General features: G+C 38.7%; 1 protein-coding gene and 1 pseudogene. Both read left to right on the top strand.

Features of this window, described 5'->3' with window-relative positions:
• Positions 1-311: 311 nt before the first annotated feature.
• Positions 312-1564, top strand: a pseudogene (pepT, locus tag BHE89_RS13575) (peptidase T).
• Positions 1561-2928: a C4-dicarboxylate transporter DcuC gene (gene dcuC, locus BHE89_RS13570; RefSeq protein WP_069368545.1), complete on the top strand. Its 1368-nt coding sequence runs from the start codon at positions 1561-1563 to the stop codon at positions 2926-2928. Before pepT ends, dcuC begins: the two are co-directional and overlap by 4 nt.
• The last annotated feature ends 84 nt before the right edge of the window (positions 2929-3012 follow it).

The following is a 3012-nucleotide window of genomic DNA, read 5'->3' as shown; positions in this document are numbered from 1 at the left end:
TTTATATATTTAATGTATTTAATATTGAGTATGTTTTTTTTTATGATTAAGATCACAAAAAAAACAGTACTATAAGTTAAATAAAATAACCTCACATACAAAAATCACGATTTTTTTTTAATAAAAGAAAAAAACCAAAAATTAAATAATAATCAACATTAAAATATTTTTATAAAAAAAAAATATTTTTCCATAATTCCCTATTGTTTTTTTTTTATGATACAAGTAAGTGTTTGGATTTTTTCTTATCAAGAAGACGACTTAGATTAAATAAAGAGAATATACAATTAAAAACACAATGGAGTCTTGTTATGAATCTCGTTGAACGGTTTATTTCTTATACTAAAGTTAACACCACCACAAATAGGGAAAATGGCGCTGCGGGTATTATGCCTTCTTCAGAAGGTCAGCGAGTGCTTGCACTACAATTAGTTGAAGAGTTAAAAGCGTTAGGTGTCGAGGATATTAAAATTCGTGATACTGCCATTGTTACCGCGACACTCCCTTCTAACCTTGACTATGAAGTTCCAACCGTTGCTTTCTTTGGTCACTTAGATACCAGTGCTGAACAAACTAATGATACTAAAGCGCAAATCCTACCTTATAAAGGCGGCGATCTTTGCTTAAATAAAGAGCTTGAGATCTTTTTACGTCAAAGTGAATTCCCTGAATTAGAAAACTATATTGGCGACGATATCATCGTTACTGATGGTACTAGCTTATTAGGCGCTGACGACAAAGCCGCGATCGCCTCTATTATGGATATGTTGCAGTACTTTAAACAACATCCTGAAATTAAACATGGTACCGTTAAAATTGGTTTTGTACCCGATGAAGAGCAAGGTTTACGTGGTGCAAAAGTCTTTGATACTAAAGAATTCGGTGCTGATTTTGCCTATACCTTAGATTGTTGTGGTATTGGTGAATTAGTATATGAAAACTGGAATGCGGGTGATGTTGAAATCACCTTTACAGGCGCATCAGCCCACCCAATGTCAGCAAAAGGTAAATTAAAAAATTCATTATTAATGGCGCACAAATTTGTTGCGATGTTACCGGGCGGTGAAGCCCTGAATATACTGAAGGCCGTGAAGGCTATTATTGGGTCAAACAATTAGCAGGTAATAGTGCTCGTACTGTATTAAAAATGGATGTGCGTGATTTCACCGAAAAAGGTTATGCGCACCGTATGGCATTTTTAAAACAACTTTCAGATTATTGTGAAGGTTTATGGGGTGAAGGTTCTGTCACTTGTAAACTCGCAGACCGTTATGCCAACGTGTTTAATAGCCTACAAGGTGATAATCGCTATCCTATCGATATTGCAGTGGCTGCTTATGAAGCGAATGGCATTACACCTCGTCCAATCCCAATGCGTGGTGGTTATGATGGTGCAGCACTCTCTCAAAATGGTCTGCCTTGCCCTAATATTTTTACAGGAGCTCATAATTTCCACTCTATTTATGAATATCTGCCGGTTAAATCACTTTACGCTGCTAGCGATGTCTTAAAGTCTGTCGTTAAGATCACGGCAGAGCGCTTTGCCCCTGGAGCTAAAGCATGATCCAAATTCTTGCGGTCTTAATTGTCGTTGTTATTGTCGCTAGAATGATCTTGAAAGGATATAAAGCTGAGCCTGTTTTGTTAGTTGCGGGTTTAGCCTTAATGGTGCTAACCATGATGTTTGGCTGGGGAGATATTCTTCCTAAAAATGTCAAAACAACCGGTATTGGTTGGTTAGATCCTTTCGAAGTGATGCGTGATCTCTTTAGTAGCCGTGCAGCTGATCTTGGTTTAATGATCATGGCACTAATGGGATTTGCACATTATATGGATCATATTGGCGCCAATGAGGCCGTTGTGCGTGTTGCAACTCGTCCATTGAAGAATATGCGCTCACCTTATGTGCTGCTATTTTTCTCTTTTTTACTCGCGAGTGTTTTGCAACTTGCTATTCCTTCAGCAACGGGGCTGGCTGTTCTATTAATGGGTACGATGTTCCCGATTATGATAGGACTTGGCTTATCTCCAGCATCTGCTGCTGGGGTGATTGCGACTTCATTAGGTGTTGCTTACACTCCAACAGCAATTGATGCCATACGTGGTGCAAAAGCGGTTGACTTAGGTGTTGTTGAATATGTGCTTTATTACCAAGGGCCTGCGGCGATTGCAACCGTCTTAGCGGTTGGTATTACTCATATCTTCTGGCAGCGCCATTGTGATCGCAAAGCTGGATTTGTACCTCAATTAGGCAAAATGTCTGAAGAAGCAAAGAGTGATAAAAATGTACCGGGCTTTTATGCCTTACTACCAATGTTACCTATCATTATGGCGGTAAGTTCATCAAGTCTATTTGTTGAAGGCATTCACCTTGATGTAGTCACCATTGTATTGATTTCAATGGCGATTTGTATGCTGATTGAAACATTACGCTTGCGTGATTTTAAATCAGTATGTGCCGGCTTCCAGCATTTTTTAAAAGGTATGGGCTCTGCATTTAGTCATGTTGTTGGATTATTAGTCGCTGCGGGTGTTTTTGCTCATGGTATTAAAGTCAGTGGTGCAATAGATAGCCTGATTGTTATGGCGGAATCTGTTGGTCTACCGCCATTTGCAATGGCATTGGTCTTCGCTATCGTGACATTAGCGGCAGCGATTATTATGGGTTCAGGTAATGCTCCTTTCCTTGCATTCGTTGAACTTATTCCACAAATTGCTCATAGCATGGGGGTAAACCCAATTGCGATGATTTTACCAATGCAACAAGCGTCACATATGGGACGAGGTATGTCTCCAGTGGCTGGTGTTATCATTGCCGTATCTAGTGGTGCAAAATTACAACCGTTTGATGTTGTAAAAAGGACGGCAATACCGCTTATGGTAGGTTTTGTATTCCATAGTGCTATTATTGCTATCTTCTATTATTAATAAATATACCTGAAGCAATAATTGTTGCTTCAGGTTATTTTCAAATAATAAACATATTAAAAATAGGCAGAGATATTTTATGGT

The organism is Shigella sp. FC1967, from assembly GCF_001743005.1.
In the GTDB taxonomy this organism is placed as follows: domain Bacteria; phylum Pseudomonadota; class Gammaproteobacteria; order Enterobacterales; family Enterobacteriaceae; genus Proteus.
Note: the sequence above shows the minus strand (reverse complement) of the source record. Positions and strands in the feature narration are given on the sequence as shown.